Below are 18,120 nucleotides of genomic sequence, written 5' to 3'. Positions count from 1 at the left end.
TCATGTTCAGAACGTCGCCTGCAGGCCCATGGTGACCGTGCGGGCCGTGCCCGGGGTCACCCACACGCGGCTGTAGGAGCTGGTGTAGTAGGTCTTGTCGAAAAGGTTGTCCACGTCCAGCGTCAGCCGCAGCGTGGGCGACAGGCGCCAGTACGCGACCAGCTTGGCCGTGGTGTAGGCGGGCAGGTCGAAGGCCGGCGTGCCTGCGTTGGCTTCGCCTTGCGTGCGCGCCTGGCCCAGGCGCTGGCCCACGTGGGTAACGCCGCCGCCTACGCCGTAGCGCTGCCCATTGCCCAGCATGTCCTCGTACACCGCCAGCACGCTGCCGTTGACCTTGGGCACGTTGAGCAAGCGGCCACCCACCTCCAGGGTGTTGTCCTTCGTGATCTCCACGTCGTTGAACACCATGCTCGCGTTGACCCGCCAGTGCGTCGTCACCTGGCCCGCCAGGTCAAGTTCCAGGCCCCGGCTGCGGACCTCGCCAGCAGCCGCTGAAAATCCGCTGTTCAGCGGGTCGGCCGTGAGCACGTTGCGCTTGCGGATATCGAACAGCGCTGCGGTGGCGCCCATGCGCTTGTCCGTGCTTTCCCACTTGGTGCCCAGTTCCAGCGCCCGGCCTGTCTCCGGTTCGAATGCGCGGGTCGCCACGTCGGAGCCGACGTTCGGGCGGAAGGAGCGGCCCGCATTGGCATAGAACGTCCACTGGGGTGTCGGCAACCAGCTCAGGCCGACACGCGGCGAGGTGGACGAGGGTTCCTGGCTCGCCGTGGCGCGGGTCCGGCGGTTCTCCAGGGACTGGCGGTAGTTGTCCATGCGCACGCCCGCCACCAGCCGCCAGTCGGGCGCCAGCCTGATCGCATCCTGCAGATAGAACGCCGTATTGCGCTGATGCTCCAGCGTGTCGGTGTTGGCCGTCGGCGTGGGCTGGGCCTGGCCGTAGACCGGGTTGTAGATGTTGACCGCATAAGGCGCAGCGCTGGTCGGGTTCGCTCTCAGCATCAGCGAATCCATGTGGAAGCGAAAGCTCTCCACCCCCAGCAGCAGTTCGTGCTCGATGGCTCCTGCTTTCAGGTTGCCCTGCAATTCGGCCTGGAGCGCGATATCGTCAGACTCGAAATCGCGAAAGCGGCGCTGCCGCGTCAGACTGCCATTGGCCTGCAAGGCGGTGGCTTCGGTGGAGAAACCATTCACCGAGGTCTCTCGATACGACAGGCCGAACCGACTGCGCCAGGTGGGGTTCCATTCATGCGACAGGATGAACTGGTGCGTCTGGTTCTCCACCGTCACCTTGCCATCGGCCGGTTCGCCCAGGAAGCGGTTGCGGGGAATGGCGCCCAGTTGGTTGTTCACCGCGACCACGCCGCGGTCGAGGGGCGTGGCGTGGCGCAGCACCTCACCGGCATATTCCAGCACCGTGTCGCGGCCCAGCTTCCAGGTGAAGGCGGGCGCCACCACTTCGCGCCGCGCCGTCACATGGTCGCGAAAGCTGTCACGGTCTTCCACCGCCACGTTGAGGCGGTAGGCGAAGTTCTCGCCGATGGGGCCGGTGCTGTCGAAGGCGCCACGCTTGAGCCCATGGCTGCCCACGTAGCCTTCCACCGCGTGGGCGGCCTTCCACAGCGGGCGCTTGGAGACGATGTTGAGCGTGCCGCCCGGCTCGCTGCTGCCGTACAGCGCGGCAGCGGTGCCCTTGAGGAACTCGATGCGCTCCACCCCCGCCAGGTCGCGCGGTGCGTTGAAGCCGCGGTTGGATGAGAAGCCGTTGAGCAGCGTGGCCATGCCGGTGTTCTCGTTGCCCGGCAGGCCGCGGATGGCGATGTTGTCCCACAGCCCGCCAAAGTTGTTCTGCCGCGATACGCCGCCGACATAGTCGAGCACGTCGTCGAGCTTGGTGGCGCCCAGGTCGTCGATGGCCTGGCGCGTCACGATGCGCACCGACTGCGGCAGCTCGCGCAGCGGCAGATCCGACTTGGCTCCGGCCGCTTCATCGGCGTGGTAGGCCCCGGACTCGGTGCGGCCCACGATCTCGATGGTGGACAGCTGTCCAGGCGCCTGGGCCACGGGGGGCGGTGTAGTCTGCGCGAACACCGGAGCAACCAGCGCGCAAGCAATGGCCCATGACAAAGGGTGGATGCGCAGGTGGAGGGAAACGGGCACGGAAATACCCGTGCGAAGCGTGGCGGTGGTCATGAAAGGCATTCGAAGGGGCAGGGTCTCGCGCGCATGCCTGCTGCGTGCAGGCGCGGTAACGCGGTAGCGCGAAACAGGAAGAAATGCACCGGCCTGCGGCAGGCGCCGGGCGCAGCCGCAAGGTCGATGGGGACGGGACGTTCAGCCCAACGCAGTGCGCAGGGTCAGGCCTGTGCGGCGGGAGGGTCGCGTGACGCGAACGGCCAATGGCCGGGATGCGGGATGAAGGCCACCGCATCCGGCACCGGCCGCACCCGGGCCCAGGCCTGCGCAGCGCCATGCACGGGCGGGGCCGTGGCCAGGTCGGCCGCCTGCTGGGCGTGGGCCAGGCACCAGGCGCACACACCTGCCTCGACAGAGGTCTTGCCGGGGTGCCCAGCCTCCCTGTCTTCGTCGGACGCCATGGCCTGCGCTGCCGCCGCGCGCTGGCTCCCCAGGTGCTCTGCGGCGTGCAGGCCCATGCCTGCCGTCAGGTGCAGGCACAGTGTGAGCAGCAAGAGCCAGAGGAGGGAGCGCGAGATCCGCATGGTGGATGCGAATGATACTATTGAGAAGCAATTCTCAATCAAGACAAAGCCGAGTGGGGCCGAAAAATGCCATCGGGCACTTCCCCGCAGGCTGCCTGGGTCAGGCCGATGCCTGCCGGCGGATGAAGCGTCCGGCACGCGCCCCGGTAGCCCGGCCGCCAGCGGTATAGCTCAGCACGCCGTTCACCCATACCTGCTCGATGCCCTCGCTGAACTGCACGGGTTGCTCGTAGCTGGCGGTATCGCGCACACGCGCCGGGTCGAACACCACCACGTCGGCCATGCAGCCGGCTGCCAGGCGCCCGCGCTCGCCGATGCGAAAGCGCTGGGCCGACAGGCCGGTCATCTTGTGGATGGCCTCCTCCAGCCGCAGCAGGCCTTTTTCGCGCCAGTAGCAGGCCAGTACGCGCGGAAACGCGCCCCACAGCCGCGGGTGCGGGCGCTCGTCATGCGGCAGGCCGTCCGATCCGATCATGGCCAGCGGGTGGGTGATCACGCGCTCCACGTCGTCTTCGCGCATCTGGAAGTAGCAGGCGCCGCCGGGCTGCAGCCGGTCGCACGCGGCCTGCTCGCTCACATCCCATTCGCGGGCGATGTCCTTGAGATAGCGGCCCACCATTTCGGGGTGGGGCTGGCTGCCGGTGATCAGGATGTCGATCACGCCGTCCACCAGATCGGTGCGCAGCACCGTCGAGCCGGCGGTGTAGGGATACACGTCCAGGCTGATGGGCTGGCCCTGGGCCAGCGACTCAATCAGCGGCAGCGTCTCGCGCGTGCGGCCCCAGTTGGCCGCCCCTGCGCACTTGTGGTGCGACAGCACCAGCGGCAGGCCCGCCTGGCGCGCGGTGAGCGCCGCCTCCTGCAGCGCCGGCAGAATGCCTGCGAGTTCGTCGCGGATATGGGTAGCGTAGACGCCGCCGTTGCGCGCGGCCACGCTGGCCAGCTCGGTCAGCTCGGTGATGTCGGCCGCGTAGGCTTCCTTGTAGAACACGCCGGACGACAGGCCCAGTGCGCCCGCGTCCATGGCCTCCTGCATGTCGGCTGCCATGGCGGCGCGCTCGCTGGCTGTGGCGGCGCGGCCCAGCTCGGGCAGGTGGCGCATGCGCAGCGCCGTGTGGCCCAGCAGCGCCGCCACGTTCACGCCGGGCTGCGCGGCATCCACGGCGCGCGCATAGGCGGCCATGCTGGCGTGGCGGAACTGGTGCTGGCCCAGCAGTGACAGCGGCGCTGCCGGCGCATCCGTCACCATCGGCGCCAGCGAGATGCCGCAGTTGCCCACGATCACCGTGGTCACGCCCTGCGACAGCTTGGGCAGCATGTCGGGCGCGTCGATGGCGGCGGCGTCGTCGTGCGTGTGTACGTCGATGAAACCGGGCGCGATCACGCGGTCCGTGCAGTCGATGGTTTCGACTGCCATGCCGGCGAACAAGGCGGGGTCCATGGCGCCGGGCTTGGCCAAGGCCAGGATGCGCTCGCCCGCGAGCAGCAGGTCGCCCACCCATCCGGGGCGGTCGGTGCCGTCGATGAGGGTTCCGTTCTTCAGCAGGGTCGCTTGCGTTGCTGCCATCAATTGTCTTTCTGGCCCGGCTTGTGCAGGCCCGGGCCGGGGTCCATGGCGCCCGAATACTCGGCGCTGTCGAATCCGTGTTTGTGCAAAAGCTGCTTGAACTGCTGCAGGCCACGCGTGGCCACCGGTCCCAGCTGCTGCGCCAGGCGCACCATCAGGATCTCGATCACCACCAGGTGCGCCAGGTAGGCCTCGGTGCCCACGCGCATCACCGCGTCCTGCGGCACCGACACGGCCAGCACCAGGTCGGCCGTTTCGGCCAGCGGCGTGCCCGGCTGGGTGAGGGCGATCACGGTGGCGCCCTGCGAGCGCGCGAAGCGGGCCGCCTCCACCGTGTAGGGCATGCGCCCCACGTGCGAGACCACGAAGGCCACGCCCTCCGGCCCCAGTGTGCTGGCCGACACCAACTGCTGGTGCGCGTCGAAAATCGCGTTGGCCGTAAGGCCCAGGCGAAACAGCCGGCTCTGCAGCTCGCTGGCCGTGAAAGTCGACGCCGCGCCCACCGAATAGCAGTCGATGCGCCGCGCCTTGGCCAGTTTGGCGGCCACCTGGTCGATCACGTCCACGTCGATGCGCCGGCCCAGCTCGGTCAGCGACGAGACAGCCGCGTGGATGATCTTGCTGGAGACGTCCTGCGCCGAGTCTTCGGCCAGCACGCTGCGGTGCAGGTACGAGCCCGACACCGCCAGGTCCTGGGCCAGCGCCAGCATGAACTCGCGCACCGAGTCGTAGCCAAAGCTGCGGCAGGTGCGCACGATGGTCGGCATGGACACGCCCGCCTGCTGCGCCAGTTGCTCCACCGTGGCGGCCACGGCGGCGCGCGGGTCTTCGAGCACGGCACGCACCACGCTGCGCTGCGCTTCGGGCAGGCTGTCCTGCCGCTCGCGCAGCTGCTGCAGCAGTCCGGGCGTGGTGCTGGGCGGCAGGGTGGACGATGGCGAAGGAGGCAGGCTGCTGTTCATGCGCTTCTCCGGCCTCAGAACCGGGTGCTGATGGCACCCGTGATGGCGCCATCGTCTTCCACCAGCGGCATCCAGCGCCATTTGTCGAAGGTGGTGCAAGGGTGCGAAATGCCCAGCGCCACGCGGTCTCCTACCCGCGGGGTGCTGCCGTCGCCGGCCGCCGCATCGAAGCGCAGGTAGGCATGCTGGTCGTTGAGCGCGCTCACGCTCCAGCCGGCAGGCGCGGCAGCCGCCGTGCGCTCGCCGCGCCGCGCCAGCTGCACGGGGATGGGCATCTCCAGGTCGTAGGAAATGTCGCGCCGCCCGCAGGTCAGCAGGGCCAGGCCCGGCTCGGGCACCGACTGCACCATGGCCCAGACCGTGAGCGCCGGGCGAAGCGAGGCATCGAGCCCTTCACGTTGCTCCACGTTCTTGAGAAAGCGCGCGTAGTTGCCGTGGTCGTGCGTCACGTAGCAGCCCGAGCGCAGCACGCCTTCCACCGGGCGCGAGAGGCCCTGGGCCTGCAGCAGCGGCACCACCAGGTCGAACACGGCCGAGCCGCCGGCCGTGAGCAGGATGCGGTCGCGTGCGAACAGGTGCTCGGTGTCGCAGGCCCGCGCCACGTCCATCACGCGGCGCACCAGGGCGGTCACTTCGCGGGCGTCGTGCTCGTTGTCGCAGCGCGCCACGCCGCCTTCATAGCATTCGATGCCGTCGAACTGCACGGCCTTCGACGCCGCCAGCGCGCGCGCCAGCGCCAGTGCCTCGTCCAGCGTGCGGCAGCCCGTGCGCTGGCCGGGGATACCCATCTCCAGCAGCACGTTGAACACGCTGGCACTGCCACGGCGCTGCTTCCAGTCCTCGACCAGCGTGAGCTGCGCGAGCGAATCCACGAGGAACCACACGGTGAGGTCGGCATGGCGGACCAGCAGCGCGTCGAGCGCGTCCAGGTCGGCATCGCAGACCACCTGGTTGGCGATGATGACGCGGCGGGCACCGGCCTGCACCCCCACAGCGACCTGGAAGGCCGTGGCGAAGGTCAGGCCCCAGGCGCCGGCCGCCAGCTGCTGTGCGAAGAGCTGGGGCGACATGGTGGTCTTGCCGTGCGGTGCCAGGGCGATGCCCTTGCGCTCTGCAAAGTCCTGCATCCAGGCCAGGTTGTGTGCCAGCGCCGTGCGGCTGAGCACGGCGAGCGGAAACGCCAGGTCATCGGCCAGCACATTCCAGCCACGCTGGGCGATCTCGCTGGCGCGGCAGGGCGCCGCAGACAGGGGATAGCTCTTGCAGGTGGCGTCCAGGGTGAAGTCAGTGGTCATGTTGTCTCTTGGTGTCGGGGTGGGCAGGCGGGCTGCGCAGGTCAGATATCGTCGCGCCAGCAGGCCTTCCAGTGGTCCGCGCCCACAGTGCGCAGGGCCATATCGGCGCTGGCACATTCGGCTACCGCATGCGGGCAGCGCGTGCGGAACACGCAGCCGGACGGCGGATTGGCGGGGCTGGGCAAGTCGCCCTGCAGCAGGGGGATGGTACGCCGCTGCGCGGGGTCGGGTATGGGCGCAGCGGCGAGCAGGGCGCGGGTGTAGGGATGCGCGGGCTGCGCATACAGCACGCTGGTGGGCGCGATCTCCATCACCCGGCCCAGGTAGAGCACCACCACGCGGTCGCAAAGGTACTCCACCACATCGAGGTCGTGCGAGATGAACAGCAAGGTCAGGCCCAGTTGCTCCTTGAGGTCGCCCAGCAGGTTCACCACCTGGGCCTGGATCGACACGTCCAGCGCCGACAGCGGCTCGTCCGCCACGATGAAGTTCGGCTGCACCGCCAGCGCGCGCGCAATGCCGATGCGCTGGCGCTGCCCGCCCGAGAACTCGTGCGGAAAGCGGTCTGCATGCTCGGGCCTGAGGCCCACCTGGGTTAGCAACTCGTGGATGCGCGGCAGGCGCGCCGCACCGCGCGCCTGCCTGTGCGTATCGAGCGCCTCGCCCAGCACCTCGCGGATGCGCATGCGCGGGTTCAGGCTGGCGTACGGGTCCTGGAAGATGATCTGGATCTTCGAGCGCAGCGGGCGGAACTGGCCCTGGCTCATTGCGGCCAGGTCCTGCCCACTCGCGCCCTCGCCGTGGTAAAGCATCTGGCCCGCCGTGGGGTCCACCAGGCGGGTGAGCAGGCGGCCGATGGTGCTCTTGCCCGAGCCCGATTCGCCCACCAGGCCCAGCGTCTCGCCGCGCCGGATGGCAAAGCTCACATCGTCCACCGCGCGCACCGGGTGCGGGCCGCTGCCGAAATACTTGCGCAGGCCGCGCATTTCGATGAGGTTGTCGCCCGGGGTCGGAGCAATGGACACGGCGTTCATGCAGCCACCTCTTCAATGGGCTGCTCGTTCACACGGATGCAGCGCACCCGGCGGCTGGCGCCTGCGCTGCCCTCGTCGGACAGGGCCGGCATGCGCGCATCGCAGGCCGCAATGCGGCGCTCGCAGCGCGGCGCGAAGGCACAGCCCGGTGGCGGTGCGAGCGGGCTCGACACCTGGCCCGGAATGGCCACCAGGCGTGGGCGCTGGCCAGCCACCGCCACGGCATGGCGCCTGGCAACGCCGGGCAGGCAGGCCAGCAGGCCGCGCGTGTAGGGGTGCTCGGGCTGGGCGAAGAGGTCGTGCACGGGGGCCGACTCGACGATGCGGCCCGCATACATCACCGCCACCGCGTCGGCGTACTGCGCCACCACGCCCAGGTTGTGGGTGACGAACAGCATGCTCATGCCCGTCTCCTTTTGCAGCCGGCCCATGAGCGCGAGGATCTGCGCCTGGATGGTCACGTCCAGCGCGGTGGTGGGCTCGTCGGCGATCAACAGTGTCGGGCTGCAGGCCATGGCCAGCGCAATCATCACGCGCTGGCGCATGCCACCCGACAACTGGTGCGGGTACTCGTGCACGCGCTGCTTCGCCGCCGGTATCTCCACCAGCTCCAGCATGCGCTGCGCATGGGCCAGTGCGGCCTTGCGGTCGAGCTTCAGGTGCAGGCGCACCGATTCGGCGATCTGCTCGCCCACGGTGAGCACCGGGTTGAGGCTGGTCATGGGCTCCTGGAAGACCATCGCGATCTCGTTGCCGCGCAGGGCACGGCGCTCCGCCTCGGGCAGGGCCAGCAGGTCCACGCGCTGGCCCCCCTTGCGCGTGAACCAAGCCTGGCCGGTCACCTGCGCCTGCGAGGTCTTGGCGTGCAGGCCCATCAGCGTGAGGCTGGTGACGGACTTGCCCGAGCCCGATTCACCGACCAGCGCCAGCGTCTGTCCGGGTTGGATGGCAAATGACACATCGGCCACGCTCTGGATGCGGCCGGCGTCGGTGGCGAACGAGGTGGACAGGCCCTGCACTTCGAGCCGCGGGGCGGCCATGGCAGCCGTGTGGGTGGTCATGGAGATACCTTCGTAGCGCGCCCGCGGGCGGGCGCTTGCGTGGGTGGGGCGAAAGCGGTGCTCACGAGGCTTTCTTGAGCTTGGGGTCGAGCAGGTCGCGCACGCCGTCGCCCAGCATCTGCAGCGACAGGGCGGTGAGCACGATGGCCAGGCCTGGGTAGAGAATGGTCCAGAAGGCTCGGTCGGCCGATTCCAGGCTGCCCGCGATCATGGTGCCCCAGGTGGGGATGTCCGGCGGCACGCCCACGCCCAGGAAGGACAGGCCGGCCTCGGCCAGGATGGCGTAGGCGAAGATGAAGGTCACCTGCACCAGGATGGGCGAGACCAGGTTGGGCAGGATGTGCCGCAGCAAAATGAGCGGCGTGCGCACGCCCAGGGCGCGCGCGGCATCGACGAACAGCAGCTCGCGCAGCACCAGCGTGCTGGCCCGCACCACCCGCGCCACGCGCGGCGTGTAGACGATCACCAGCGCCAGCATCACGTTCCACAGCGAGGCGCCCAGGATGGACACCAGGGCGATGCCCAGCAGGATGTCGGGGAAGGACATCATCGCGTCCACCACCCGCATCAGCGGGGCATCCAGGCGCCGAAAGAACCCCGCGAACATGCCCAGCAGCGTGCCGAACAGCACGGCACCCGCTGCGGTGAGCCCGCCGATCAGCAGCGAGTAGCGCGCGCCGTGCACGATGCGCAGCATCACGTCGCGGCCCAGCTCGTCGGTGCCGGCCCAGTGCGCGGCCGAGGGCGCGTTCAGCCGCTCGCTGATCGATATGGCGTTGGGGTCGGCGTCCGACACCCAGGGGAACACGGTGGCCACCACGACCACCAGCGCCAGCAAAATGGCCGAGGCCAGCACCACCTTGCGCGAGAACAGGCGGCGTGCCAGCGGCAGCCAGTAGTCCTTGAGATTGCGAATCAGGCGTTGCACCATGTCATTGGCCCTCCAGCCGGATGCGCGGATCGACCAGCGTGTACAGGAAGTCGATGGCCAGGTTGATGAACACGTAGATCGCGGCGATCACCAGCAGCGTGCCCTGGATCACCGGGTAGTCGCGGCGCAGCACGGCGCGCACCACGAGGTTGCCCACGCCGGGCAGGTTGAACACGGTTTCGGTCACCACGGTGCCACCGATCATCAGCGCCAGCGTCAGGCCCAGCACCGTGACGATGGGCACCAGCGCATTGCGCAGCACATGCTTGACCATCACCGTGCCCTCGGCCAAGCCCTTGGCGCGCGCGGTGCGCACATAGTCCTCGCCCAGGATGTCGAGCATCGAGGCGCGCGTGAAGCGGATGATCAGCGCCGAGTTGAGCAGGCCCAGCACCAGTGCCGGCAACAGCAGGTGGGTCAATCTTTCCGCAAGCGGCGACTCCGGATTCCCATAGCCCGAGGCCGGGAACCAGCCGAGCTTGACCGCGAACAGCTGGATCAGGATCAGCCCGAGCCAGAAGCTGGGCACGCTGGCCCCCAGCATGGCCACGCCGCTCAGCGCCTGGTCGCCGGGGCTGCCGCGCCAGATGGCTGCGGCCATGCCGCAGGGGATGCCGATGAGCGCGGCGATGCCCACGGCGAACAGCGCCAGGAACAGCGTGGGCTCGGCCCGTTCGAGCAGTGCCTGCGCCACCGGGCGCTGCAGGAAGATCGACTGCCCCAGGTTGCCCTGCAGCAGCTCGCCGATCCACAGCACGAACTGCGTGGGCAAGGGCTTGTCCAGCCCGTACTGCACGCGCGCCGTGGCGATGTCTTCGGCCGTGGCCTGCTCGCCCAGCAGCAGCGCCACCGGGTCGCCCGAGGCCAGGCGCGTGAGCGCGAACACCAGCACCGCGACGAGGGCCAGCACCACCAGGGCGCCGCCCAGGCGGGTCATCAGAAAACGCATGACAACGAACCTTGTGCGGTGGGCTTACTTGGCCAGGCCGGTGTTCCAGAAGAACGGCCAGATCGCCGGCGTGTAGCCCTCAAGCTTGGCCGAGCGCGCCGAGAGGCCGTTGAACTTGCCGACCTCGATGAAGGGCACTTCGTCGTACACCACCTGCTGCACGGCGCCCCACAGCGGGCCGCGCCTGGCGATGTTGGTCTCCTGGTTGAAGGCCGTTAGCGTGGCCTTCTTGGCCGGGGTGTCCCACCAGCCCGGCGCGCCCTCACCGAGTTGCGGCGGCGAGAGCATGGGCTCGGGGAACAGGCCCGAGTGCGTGAAGTACACGTCCCACAGCTTGGCGTCGTTGCGCCGCTGCACCAGCGTGGCCCAGTCCACCACCTGCAGCTCGGTCTTGAAGCCTGCCTTCTTGAGCTGCTCGGCCATCACCAGCGCCATGTTGTAGTGGAACTCGTACTGGCGGCTGGCCATGATGCGCACCGGCTGGCCGTTGTAGCCGGCCTTGGCGGCCTGGTCCTTGGCGGCCTGCGGGTTGCGCTCGTTGTACAGCTTGCTGCCCGCATCCGAGTAGTAGGGCGTGCCCTTGGGGAAGAAGTTGGGCTCCACCACGAAGAAGCGGTTGTCGCCGAAGCCCGCGGCCAGCAGTTCGCCCGAACCCACGGCCGTCTGCACCGCGCGGCGCAGCGGCTGCGCGGCCAGCACGCCTTCCTTGGTGTTGAAGACGATGTAGGGGAAACCGAAGTTCTTGGTCACGATGGGCACCACGGCCGGGGCACCCTTGTCGATGCGGCCAGCCGCTTCCACGGGCAGCAGGTCGGCGTACTGGAACTGGCCCGACAGCGCGCCTTCCACGCGGGTGTTGGCGTTGGGTACGGGCACGAAGCGCAGCTCGTCGAGCAGGGCCTCGCGGCGGCCGGCATAGCCGCTCGGTGCCTCCTTGCGGGCGCTGTAGCTGTCGTGGCGCACCAGCACTGTGAACTGGTCGGGGCGGCGCTCCTTGAACTTGTAGGGGCCGGTGCCGATGAAGTCCTTGAGCTGCGGCGCAATGCTTTCCTTGGCCATGATGGCGGCCATGCCGCTGGGCAACGCCAGCTGGGCCAGCAGCGGTGCATAGGGCGCCTTGAGCGTGAGCTCCACCGACAGCGGGCCCTTGGCGGTGAGCGAGGCCACCTCCTTGCCCACGGCCTTGCCGCGCGGCGACAGCTCCATCCAGCGCTGAAGCGAGGCCACCACGTCGTCGGCGTTCAGGTCGCGCCCGTTGTGCAGCTTGACTTCCTTGCGCAGCGCGATGGTGTAGGTCAGCCCGTCCTTGGACACGGTGGGCAGGCCTTCAGCCAGCATGGGCGCCACGGCCCAGTTCGCGTCGAAGGTGTACAGCGGTTCGTAGACATGCTGCATGATGGTGCCGACCAGGTCGGCCGTGCTGACCATGGGGTCCAGCCCCTGGGGCTCGCCGACCATGGCCAGGTTGGCGGCGCCCCCCTTCGCAGGGGCCGCCTGGGCCGGCAGGCCCGAGCCGAGGGCCACGACCATGGCGGCAGTGGCTGCCGCCAGGCCCAGAACACGGCGCCGTGCGGTTTGCACAGGCACTGCGAGCGTCAACCGATCACGGATGGATGAGGATTGCATCGTGGCTCCATAAGTAATAAAATTACATTTTTAATCGTAGATGACTCGTTTGTGAAAGTCAAACGGGTTTTTTTCGATGATTTATGTAAATTCATTACACAAGGAGCTTGCATGAGCCACGTAGAACTGCTGGGCCAGTCCCCCGTCGCCTCCGACCGCCAGGCGCGTCCCCTGTCGCCCGCCACGCGCGCCGGCGACTTTGTCTTCGTCTCGGGCCAGGTGCCCACGGACGACCAGGGTCAGGTGATTGTCGGCGGCATCGAGGCGCAGACGCGCCAGGTGTTCCAGCGCGTCAAGGATGCCCTGGCGCTGGCCGACTGCACCCTGGCCGACGTGGCCAAGGTCAGCGTCTGGCTGGCCGATGCGCGCGACTTCGGCAGCTTCAACCGCGTCTACATGGAGTGCTTAGGCGCGCACCGGCCGGCACGTTCGACGGTGGAGTCGCGCCTCATGATCGACGCCAAGGTCGAGATCGACGTCACCGCCTACAAGCCCCGTGCCTGAGCGCGCCCACGCCTCCAAGGGCAAGAGCTTCGACGTGGCCGCGCTGGGCGAGGCCATGGTCGAGTTCAACCAGGTCCACCCCGGCCAGCCGCAATACCTGCGCGGCTTTGGCGGCGATACCAGCAATGCCGCTATCGCAGCGGCGCGGGCCGGCGCGCGCGTGGCCTACCTCACGCGCATCGGGCAGGACAGCTTTGGCCAGGCGCTTACCGCGCTGTGGCGCGCCGAGGGTGTGGACACCCGTGCCGTGCAAAGCGATGGCGAGCACCCCACCGGCATCTACTTCGTCTCGCACGGGGAGGCCGGGCACGAGTTCAGCTACCTGCGCGCGGGCTCGGCCGCGAGCCGCATGTCGCCGCAATGGCTGGAGGGTGAGCCCACGGCCGTGCTGCAGGCAGCGCGCATCCTGCACCTGTCGGGCATTTCGCTGGCCATCTCGTCCCAGGCCTGCGACACCGCCTTCGAGGCCATGCGCCTGGCGCGCGAGGCCGGCACGCTGGTGGCCTTCGACTCCAACCTGCGCCTGAAACTCTGGCCGCTGGCGCGCGCCCAGGCCTGCATCGCGCAGGCCGTGGCGCTGTGCGACATCTTTCTGCCCAGCCTGGAGGACATGCAGGCCCTGACGGGCCTGTCCGACCCGGACGCCATCGTCGACTGGGGCCATGCCCGGGGCGCAGCCACCGTGGTACTCAAGCTCGGGGCCGAGGGGGCGCTGGCCAGCAACGGCCAGCGCCGCGAACGCATGCCCGGCCAGCGTGTCACCCCCGTGGATGCCACGGGCGCGGGCGACTGCTTCTGCGGCAACCTGCTGGCCCGCATGGCCCAGGGCGACGACGTGTTCGCGGCGGCGCGCTATGCCAACGCGGCGGCCGCACTGGCCGTGCAGGGCTATGGCGCCGTCGCGCCGCTGCCGTACGCGCGCCAGGTGCAGGCAGCGGTGGCGTGAGCCTGCGGGGCAGGGCCGTCGGCACCTGCCCCTGTCATGTCGCGAACAGGTCGGACCGCGCCGCCTTGGTGATGGCGGCCACGCAGGGGTGGCTGATGCGCCGCTCCACCGAGATCGCGAAGAATTCCTCCACCAGTTCGGTGGAACGGCCGATCACCTCCACCCCGAACTGGGCCTGGGTCTCCTCTTCCAGCACGGTGGGCGAGGTGAACACCCCGCGGCCCTCTCGCCCGAAGGCGTTCATCAGAGCGCTGTCGTCGAACTCCCCCACCAGGCGTGGCTGCAGCTGGTGCTTGTTGAACCAGTGGTCGAGCTGCTGGCGCACCGAGGACATGGGCCCCTGGATCAGCATCGGCGCGCCGTGCAGGCATTTGGGGAATGGGCCTTGCAGCTGACTGCGCAGGGCCGGCGCGCAAAAGAAGCTCATCGAGCTGGTGCCCAGGCCGTGGTTGAAGGCCTTGACGCCGATCTTCTTGGAGACCGGCTCGTCCGCCAGCACCAGGTCGAGCCGGTTCAGGCTCAGCTGCGCCACCAGCTCAGGGAACTTGCCTTCGTGGCAGGTCATGTGCACCTGCTCGGCCAGGCCCATCGCCGGCTCCAGCAGGTGATAGGCCACCGACTTGGCCACCGAATCCGCCACGCCCACCCGGAAGGTGATCGGGCGCGACTGCCCGCGTGCCAGGCGGATGGATTTTTCGAGCTCGTCGCCGAGGGTAAAGATCTGCTCCGCATAGCCCAGTGCCACCCGGCCCTCGGCGGTCAGCTCCAGCCCCCGGCCGCGCTTCCTGAACAGGTCGTGGCCCAGCCACTCCTCCAACTGCTTGATCTGGCCCGACAGTGTCTGCGGCGTGGTGTTGAGCTGCTCGCCAGCGCGCATGATGCCGCCCGCCTTGGCCGTGGTCCAGAAGTAGCGCAGGTGCTTGAAGTTCATGCCGTCTCCTTGATACTTCGCAGAAATCGAAGTAAAAAACTCAATAAATCGAATATACGCGAAGTGTCAAGATCCCTACAGTACGTACATGGACAGATCGCGGAACGCCCCTTCGGGCACCGAACCCTGGCCATACAACGTTCACAAGGAGTCAAAGATGCGTATCACTACCCGAGGGCAACTTGCCGTGTCGGCCATGACCGATCTCGCACTGCGCCAGCAGATGCGTCCTGTGGCACTGTCGACCATCAGTGCACGCCAGGGCACCTCGCTGTCCTACCTGGAGCAGCTGTTCAGCGCGCTGCGGCGCGCCGGGCTGGTGGACAGCACGCGCGGCCCCGGCGGCGGCTACACCCTGGCGCGCCGCGCGGAGCAGGTGTCCGTGGCCGAAATCATCCTGGCGGTGGAGAACCTCAAGGGCGATGACACCCAGGGGCTGGGCCAGGGCCAGGCCGCGCAGATGACGGCCATGACGGGCGAGCTGTGGATCACCTTCAACAGCCGGGTGATGGACTACCTGCAGTCCGTGAGCCTGGCGGAACTGGTGGCCCAGGAGATCGAGCGCGGCGTGGTGGTGGATGCGGCTGAGCCGCAGCAGCGTGCCCGCGCCGTGCCTACGAGCAAGCCCAAGCCGCGCATGGCCGGTGTGGGGGTGCCCAACTCGGTGTTCGCGCTGGGCACCATGCCGCTGATGCAGCGGCGCTGAAGAAGCGTGCAGGGGGTGGGTGGCCACCCCCTGCACCAGATTTTTCAGGGCAGGGGTCGGCTAAGCCTCTCAGGCCGCGTACACCTGCTCCATGGATTTGAAACCCTTCATCTCGATCGGGTTGCCGCTCGGGTCGCGGAAGAACATCGTCCACTGCTCGCCGGGCTCGCCCTCGAAGCGGACCTGGGGTGCGAGCACGAAGGACGTGCCGGCCGCGCGCAGGCGTTCGGCCACGGCCTTCCACGCGGGCAATTCGAGGATGGCGCCGAAATGCGGCATGGGCACCAGATGCTCGCCCACATGGCCGGTGGCGGCGCTGGCGAACGGCGTGCCCAGGTGCAATGAGATCTGGTGGCCAAAGAAGTCGAAATCGACCCAGGTGTCGGTGCTGCGGCCTTCGCGGCAGCCCAGCACGCCGCCGTAGAAGCGGCGGGCTGCGTCGAGGTCGGTGACGTTGAAGGCAAGGTGGAAAAGGCTGTGCATCGGCGCAGGATAGCAGCCGCCATGCGCCCCCTGGAAGCGTCAGCCTTTCGGGCGTGCGAGCATTTCGGCGGTGTTGGTCTTGCGGTCGGCATTCACGCGCGCCACATGGGGGCGCTCGTTCATGCGGGCCAGGTACTCACGCACCGGCAGCTCGGCCAGGAAATCGCGGCCGTAGATGATCTTGGTGGCCGACGACACCAGGGGCAGGTGCACGATGGCCGCGCAGTCCGCCGCCGTGAACGTGTCGCCGCCGATGAAGGGGCTGAACTTCGTGAGCTGGGCGAATGCCGCGACGTTCTTGGCGAGTTGGGCGCCGACCTTCTCGCGCGCAGCCTCGCTCACCGTGCCGCCAAAGAAGGCCTGCGGGTAGAGGTTGCGCGCCACCAGCTCCAGGTGCAGTTCCATGAAGGTGATCAGCTCGCGCACCTTGCCGGCGGCCAATGGATCGGCCGGGATCAGCGGATGCGCGGGGTAGGCCGCCTCGATGTAGTCGGCGATCACGGCCGACTCGCACAGCGTGCCGCCCGGGGTGCGCAGGTAGGGCACCTTGCCCAGCGGGCTGGCGCTGCGGTCGGTCTCGCCGATCCACGCCAGTTCTTCTTCGAAGGGAACGCCTTTTTCCAGCAGCGCGAGCTTGACCTTGTTGTAGTAGTTGCTGGCCGAAAAGCCGCAGAGTGTGAGCATGGGGTGTCTCCTGTATCGCCTTGAGGGGCTATTGGTTTGCGCCAGCCGCCATGCTAGAGGCTGGCCGGGGCCGGGTGCGTCGCGCAGATGACCCCAGGGCGCCGTGTCTGGGGGCGCTGCCTACAATGGCAGGACACGCGCTTCCTGCGCAGCCCCTTGCATTCCAGGGGCCGCCCGCGCCTGCTGGCGCCGGGCTCGGCTTGCCGGCCACCCCATCTGTACCGCCACTGTTTTCGGAGCCTTTTGCATGATTTTCTCCCGTTCCCTCGCCGGCCTCGCGCTGTCCACCCTGCTGGCCGGCATTGCCCTGGCCCAGGCGCCTGCCCCCGCTGTGCAGGTGGAAGGCGCCTGGGCCCGCGCCAGCGTGCCAGGCCAGAAGGGCACCGGCGCGTTCATGAAGCTCACGGCGCCGCAGGGCGCGCGCCTGGTCAGCGCTTCATCCCCCGCCGCTGGCGTGACCGAGGTGCATGAGATGAAGCTCGATGGCGACGTGATGCGCATGCGCGCCGTACCGGTGCTCGATCTGCCCGCAGGCAAGGCCGTGGAGCTCAAGCCCGGCGGCTTTCACGTCATGCTGCTGGACCTCAAGGCCCCCCTGCCCAAGGACAGCACCGTGCCCCTCACGCTGACGTTTAAGGACGCCAAGGGCATGGAAAGCAAACTCGAGCTGACCGTGCCTGTGGCGGCCAGTGCGCCGGGTGCACAGCCTGGAGCGGCAGCCCCGGCGCATGGGCACAAACACTGAGCCAGGGGCCTGTGCAGGCCATCGCCAGGCGCCACTCATTGGGGTAAGCTGTCAAGACAGGTTCCAACCCCCTTCTTGCGGAGCAGCCATGAGCGACACATCCAACTTTGGTTTCGGCAAATTCGTCCCCGGTTTCGATTTTCTGCAGAGCCTGGCCAAGGGTGCGTCGACCAGCATTCCGCAACTGCCCAACCTCTCGAACTGGGTGGCACCGACCATCAGTGTCGAAGAACTGGACAAGCGCATCGACGAGCTCAAGGCCGTGCAGTTCTGGCTGGAGCAGAACTCCCGCGCGCTGGCCGCCACCATCCAGGCGCTGGAAGTGCAGAAGATGACCCTGGCCACCCTGAAAGGCATGAACTTCAGCATGGGGGATGTGGCCAATGCCTTCAAACTGAAGACTGCCGATACGGTGATGAGCGGTGTGCAAAAGGCTGCCGACACGGTGAGTGGTGCGGCCGGGGCCGTCGCCGGTGCGGCTGCCCGCGTCACCGGCCGCGCGAAGGAAGAAGAGCCTGAGCAAGCAGAGGCCGATGCCGAGCCCGAGGTGCAGGCGCCCGGCAAGGCCAAAAAGGGCAAGTCTGCTGCCTCGGCACCGGACGCCTCCGTGGTGGACCCGCTGCAGTGGTGGGGCGCGCTCACCGGCCAGTTCCAGCAGATCGCCGCCAATGCCATGAAGGATGCGGCCAAGCAGACTGCCCTCGACACCACCAAGAACATGGCCACCGGCCTGGCCAAGGAGGCCATCAAGACGGCCACCGGCATGGCCAGCCAGTTCGCTGCCAAAGGCATGAAGAGCATGTCGGGCGAGCGCAAGCCCGCAGCCAAAAAGCCAGCGGCCAAGCCCGCAGCCAAGGCCCGGCCGGCCGCGAAGAAGGCAACGGCTGCGGCCAGGCGCGCGCCGCGCAAGAGCGCAGGCTGACCCCGGCCTGTGCGTCCCGCGCGGGTGGGCGCCGCGCAACCGCCTGCGAAAAGACAC

Annotated in this window: 18 protein-coding genes; 5 read left to right on the top strand and 13 right to left on the bottom strand. The window is 68.4% G+C overall.

Annotated elements, in window-relative coordinates; all coding sequences use genetic code 11:
- Positions 1-6: 6 nt before the first annotated feature.
- From QYL93_RS16325 to QYL93_RS16280, 10 genes are all read right to left on the bottom strand, one after another.
- Positions 7-2,190: a TonB-dependent siderophore receptor gene (locus tag QYL93_RS16325; RefSeq protein ID WP_305744622.1), complete on the bottom strand. Its 2,184-nt coding sequence runs from the start codon at positions 2,188-2,190 to the stop codon at positions 7-9.
- A 164-nt stretch (positions 2,191-2,354) separates the two neighbouring features.
- On the bottom strand, positions 2,355-2,717 hold the full coding sequence (locus QYL93_RS16320; RefSeq protein ID WP_305744621.1) for a hypothetical protein: 363 nt from the start codon (positions 2,715-2,717) through the stop codon (positions 2,355-2,357).
- Between the two features lie 100 nt (positions 2,718-2,817).
- Entirely contained in the window at positions 2,818-4,284 is a 1,467-nt protein-coding gene (locus tag QYL93_RS16315; RefSeq protein WP_305744620.1) for an amidohydrolase family protein, read from the bottom strand.
- Positions 4,284-5,246, bottom strand: coding sequence for a MurR/RpiR family transcriptional regulator (locus QYL93_RS16310; RefSeq protein ID WP_305744619.1), 963 nt, complete (start codon positions 5,244-5,246; stop codon positions 4,284-4,286). The genes QYL93_RS16315 and QYL93_RS16310 overlap by 1 nt, the downstream gene beginning before the upstream one ends.
- Before the next feature lie 14 nt (positions 5,247-5,260).
- Positions 5,261-6,541, bottom strand: a complete 1,281-nt coding sequence (locus QYL93_RS16305) for an amino acid deaminase (RefSeq protein ID WP_305744618.1) — start codon at positions 6,539-6,541, stop codon at positions 5,261-5,263.
- Between the two features lie 41 nt (positions 6,542-6,582).
- Positions 6,583-7,575: an ABC transporter ATP-binding protein gene (locus QYL93_RS16300; protein WP_305744617.1), complete on the bottom strand. Its 993-nt coding sequence runs from the start codon at positions 7,573-7,575 to the stop codon at positions 6,583-6,585.
- Positions 7,572-8,636 carry an ABC transporter ATP-binding protein gene (locus QYL93_RS16295; protein ID WP_305744616.1) on the bottom strand — a complete coding sequence of 355 codons (1,065 nt, stop codon included), beginning with the start codon at positions 8,634-8,636 and terminating at the stop codon, positions 7,572-7,574. Before QYL93_RS16295 ends, QYL93_RS16300 begins: the two co-directional genes overlap by 4 nt.
- Before the next feature lie 61 nt (positions 8,637-8,697).
- Entirely contained in the window at positions 8,698-9,567 is an 870-nt protein-coding gene (locus QYL93_RS16290; protein WP_305744615.1) for an ABC transporter permease, read from the bottom strand.
- A 1-nt stretch (position 9,568) separates the two neighbouring features.
- The gene (locus tag QYL93_RS16285) at positions 9,569-10,516 is read right to left on the bottom strand and encodes an ABC transporter permease (protein ID WP_305744614.1); all 948 of its coding nucleotides are present in this window, start codon (positions 10,514-10,516) and stop codon (positions 9,569-9,571) included.
- Between the two features lie 24 nt (positions 10,517-10,540).
- On the bottom strand, positions 10,541-12,142 hold the full coding sequence (locus tag QYL93_RS16280) for an ABC transporter substrate-binding protein (RefSeq protein WP_305744613.1): 1,602 nt from the start codon (positions 12,140-12,142) through the stop codon (positions 10,541-10,543).
- Between the two features lie 111 nt (positions 12,143-12,253).
- On the opposite strand from QYL93_RS16280, the gene QYL93_RS16275 reads away from it, so the two are divergent.
- Positions 12,254-12,646 (top strand): RidA family protein, encoded by a 393-nt coding sequence (locus tag QYL93_RS16275; RefSeq protein WP_305744612.1) that lies wholly within the window; start codon positions 12,254-12,256, stop codon positions 12,644-12,646.
- On the top strand, positions 12,639-13,592 hold the full coding sequence (locus QYL93_RS16270) for a sugar kinase (protein WP_305744611.1): 954 nt from the start codon (positions 12,639-12,641) through the stop codon (positions 13,590-13,592). The genes QYL93_RS16275 and QYL93_RS16270 overlap by 8 nt, the downstream gene beginning before the upstream one ends.
- A 34-nt stretch (positions 13,593-13,626) precedes the next feature.
- On the opposite strand, the gene nhaR is transcribed toward QYL93_RS16270, so the two are convergent.
- Positions 13,627-14,523, bottom strand: coding sequence for a transcriptional activator NhaR (gene nhaR, locus QYL93_RS16265; RefSeq protein ID WP_305744610.1), 897 nt, complete (start codon positions 14,521-14,523; stop codon positions 13,627-13,629).
- Positions 14,524-14,680: 157 nt separating this feature from the next.
- Between nhaR and QYL93_RS16260 the strand changes: the two genes are divergently transcribed.
- Positions 14,681-15,229 carry an Rrf2 family transcriptional regulator gene (locus QYL93_RS16260; protein WP_057268572.1) on the top strand — a complete coding sequence of 183 codons (549 nt, stop codon included), beginning with the start codon at positions 14,681-14,683 and terminating at the stop codon, positions 15,227-15,229.
- A gap of 69 nt (positions 15,230-15,298) precedes the next feature.
- On the opposite strand, the gene QYL93_RS16255 is transcribed toward QYL93_RS16260, so the two are convergent.
- Both QYL93_RS16255 and QYL93_RS16250 read right to left on the bottom strand, forming a co-directional pair.
- A complete protein-coding gene (locus QYL93_RS16255) occupies positions 15,299-15,712 on the bottom strand; it encodes a VOC family protein (RefSeq protein WP_305744609.1) in 414 nt (137 codons plus the stop codon).
- 39 nt (positions 15,713-15,751) lie between these two features.
- Positions 15,752-16,396, bottom strand: coding sequence for a glutathione S-transferase (locus QYL93_RS16250; protein WP_305744608.1), 645 nt, complete (start codon positions 16,394-16,396; stop codon positions 15,752-15,754).
- 247 nt (positions 16,397-16,643) lie between these two features.
- Here QYL93_RS16250 and QYL93_RS16245 point away from each other — a divergent pair, with 247 nt between their 5' ends.
- Both QYL93_RS16245 and QYL93_RS16240 read left to right on the top strand, forming a co-directional pair.
- Positions 16,644-17,141, top strand: a complete 498-nt coding sequence (locus QYL93_RS16245; RefSeq protein WP_305744607.1) for a copper chaperone PCu(A)C — start codon at positions 16,644-16,646, stop codon at positions 17,139-17,141.
- An 88-nt stretch (positions 17,142-17,229) separates the two neighbouring features.
- Positions 17,230-18,063: a PhaM family polyhydroxyalkanoate granule multifunctional regulatory protein gene (locus QYL93_RS16240; RefSeq protein WP_305744606.1), complete on the top strand. Its 834-nt coding sequence runs from the start codon at positions 17,230-17,232 to the stop codon at positions 18,061-18,063.
- Positions 18,064-18,120: the final 57 nt, after the last annotated feature.

Origin of the sequence: Acidovorax sp. A1169 (assembly GCF_030704685.1) — a bacterium.
GTDB lineage: Bacteria > Pseudomonadota > Gammaproteobacteria > Burkholderiales > Burkholderiaceae_C > Acidovorax.
Note: the sequence above shows the minus strand (reverse complement) of the source record. Positions and strands in the feature narration are given on the sequence as shown.

What these genes read in the sequence shown, in the direction of transcription:
- QYL93_RS16325 (WP_305744622.1), bottom strand. Translation starts at nt 2,190, where the DNA reads ATGACCACCGCCACGCTTCGCACGGGTATTTCCGTGCCCGTTTCCCTC.
- QYL93_RS16295 (WP_305744616.1), bottom strand. Translation starts at nt 8,636, where the DNA reads ATGACCACCCACACGGCTGCCATGGCCGCCCCGCGGCTCGAAGTGCAG.
- nhaR (WP_305744610.1), bottom strand. Translation starts at nt 14,523, where the DNA reads ATGAACTTCAAGCACCTGCGCTACTTCTGGACCACGGCCAAGGCGGGC.
- QYL93_RS16260 (WP_057268572.1), top strand. Translation starts at nt 14,681, where the DNA reads ATGCGTATCACTACCCGAGGGCAACTTGCCGTGTCGGCCATGACCGAT.
- QYL93_RS16275 (WP_305744612.1), top strand. Translation starts at nt 12,254, where the DNA reads ATGAGCCACGTAGAACTGCTGGGCCAGTCCCCCGTCGCCTCCGACCGC.
- QYL93_RS16300 (WP_305744617.1), bottom strand. Translation starts at nt 7,575, where the DNA reads ATGAACGCCGTGTCCATTGCTCCGACCCCGGGCGACAACCTCATCGAA.
- QYL93_RS16290 (WP_305744615.1), bottom strand. Translation starts at nt 9,567, where the DNA reads ATGGTGCAACGCCTGATTCGCAATCTCAAGGACTACTGGCTGCCGCTG.
- QYL93_RS16250 (WP_305744608.1), bottom strand. Translation starts at nt 16,396, where the DNA reads ATGCTCACACTCTGCGGCTTTTCGGCCAGCAACTACTACAACAAGGTC.
- QYL93_RS16315 (WP_305744620.1), bottom strand. Translation starts at nt 4,284, where the DNA reads ATGGCAGCAACGCAAGCGACCCTGCTGAAGAACGGAACCCTCATCGAC.
- QYL93_RS16280 (WP_305744613.1), bottom strand. Translation starts at nt 12,142, where the DNA reads ATGCAATCCTCATCCATCCGTGATCGGTTGACGCTCGCAGTGCCTGTG.
- QYL93_RS16310 (WP_305744619.1), bottom strand. Translation starts at nt 5,246, where the DNA reads ATGAACAGCAGCCTGCCTCCTTCGCCATCGTCCACCCTGCCGCCCAGC.
- QYL93_RS16240 (WP_305744606.1), top strand. Translation starts at nt 17,230, where the DNA reads ATGAGCGACACATCCAACTTTGGTTTCGGCAAATTCGTCCCCGGTTTC.
- QYL93_RS16285 (WP_305744614.1), bottom strand. Translation starts at nt 10,516, where the DNA reads ATGCGTTTTCTGATGACCCGCCTGGGCGGCGCCCTGGTGGTGCTGGCC.
- QYL93_RS16245 (WP_305744607.1), top strand. Translation starts at nt 16,644, where the DNA reads ATGATTTTCTCCCGTTCCCTCGCCGGCCTCGCGCTGTCCACCCTGCTG.
- QYL93_RS16255 (WP_305744609.1), bottom strand. Translation starts at nt 15,712, where the DNA reads ATGCACAGCCTTTTCCACCTTGCCTTCAACGTCACCGACCTCGACGCA.
- QYL93_RS16320 (WP_305744621.1), bottom strand. Translation starts at nt 2,717, where the DNA reads ATGCGGATCTCGCGCTCCCTCCTCTGGCTCTTGCTGCTCACACTGTGC.
- QYL93_RS16305 (WP_305744618.1), bottom strand. Translation starts at nt 6,541, where the DNA reads ATGACCACTGACTTCACCCTGGACGCCACCTGCAAGAGCTATCCCCTG.